The sequence below is a fragment of the Streptomyces sp. NPDC054796 genome (assembly GCF_053611545.1).
The window spans coordinates 1-1315 of record NZ_JBSHAO010000176.1 but is presented as its reverse complement, the minus strand read 5'-3'; the positions used below and the strand labels follow the sequence as shown (position 1 = coordinate 1315).

Here is a 1315-nt window from a genome sequence, read left to right as displayed (position 1 = left end):
CCGACGGTGAGAGCGGTGAACAGCACTCCCGACGGCTCCTTGCTGCCAGAGACGAGGCCGAACAGGTCGTGCTCCGCGGGCTGATCCATCGGCCTGCCACTCCTTCCCCGGGGGTCTCCGCCGCCGTTCGAGAACTCGCTGTGCCGCCCTCCCCCATCTGATCCAGTCCACCAGGAGCTCGGTGGAGCGCCGATGCATACACCCGCCCTTTCCGACGCTGGGAGCAGGCGTTGAGTACACCGCAGCACCCCCCCGACGACAATTCGATCAACGACAGCGGCTTCCTGCCCGGCCTGGATTTCGGTACCCAGGGCTCTCTGGCGCGGGACGGGGCCGCAGCACGCCCGGACGCCACGGCGTCGCGAGAGGATGAGACGGGGCGCCCGGCCCCGTCCGTCAGGTCCAACAGTGCCGAGCAGGCAGGGGAATTCGAGGGTGAACCGGTACGGCGCACAGGCGATGACGCACTGGAGGGAACACAAGCCCCAGGCGTTCGGGGAACTGGAGAACCCGGAGGAGTTCTTCACGCAACTCGGGGAGGAGATCTCGACGGAGAACGAGACCCGGGCCCGGGACCTGGCGGGCCCGACGCTGAACGGGGAGGGATACCTGCAGCGCCTGCAGCGGCTGAACACCTCGCGTTTGGCAGCCGAGGGCGAAGTCCTGAGGGAGAGGGTGCTCCTGGACATGGAGCCGGGCCGGGAGTAGCACGGCCCGGGCCTCGTACAGAGCGGGAGCGGGTCGCCGCGAACATCGCGGCCGTGCACGTCGTGCTGCGGCTGCGGGCGGAGAACCGGCCAGCCACCGATGCCGAGCGGCAGGTGCTCCAGCAGTGGACGGGCTGGGGCGCCACTCCGTACCTGTTCGACAAGCGGAAGAGGTTCGCCCCAACCTTCGCGGCCGAACGCGCCCATCTGAGGGCCATCCTGCCAGACGACGAGTACGCCAAGGCCCGCTCTTCGACCCTCAACGCCCACTACACCGACCCCGCCTACGCCCGCATCGTCTGGCGGGCGCTGCAGCGGTTCGGCGTACCGGCCGGTTCACAGCTGCGGGTGCTGGAACCAGGCGTGGGCAGCGGGCGTTTTCTCGCCGATGCCCCCGCCGGTGCCGAGATCGTCGGCGTCGAGGTCGATCCCATCACCGCCGCCGTCGCCGTCGCCCTCTACCCGACCGCGCAGATCCTCGCCGAGTCCTTCGCCGAGACTCGGCCGCCCGAGGAAGACTTCGATGTCGTCGTCGGCAATGTCCCGTTCGGCAAGTACAAGGTCACCGACCGGAAGTACAACCCGGGGCGGCGCCACTCGATCCACAA

The 1315-nt window shown here is 69.2% G+C and carries 2 protein-coding genes; both read left to right on the top strand.

Going from position 1 to position 1315, the window contains the following annotated elements:
- Window positions 1-435: 435 nt before the first annotated feature.
- Window positions 436-708 carry a hypothetical protein gene (locus ACWGJ2_RS40495; protein WP_453351427.1) on the top strand — a complete coding sequence of 91 codons (273 nt, stop codon included), beginning with the start codon at window positions 436-438 and terminating at the stop codon, window positions 706-708.
- A 53-nt stretch (window positions 709-761) separates the two neighbouring features.
- Window positions 762-1315 (top strand): hypothetical protein (locus tag ACWGJ2_RS40490; protein ID WP_453351426.1); only part of this gene is annotated, 554 nt, incomplete at its 3' end.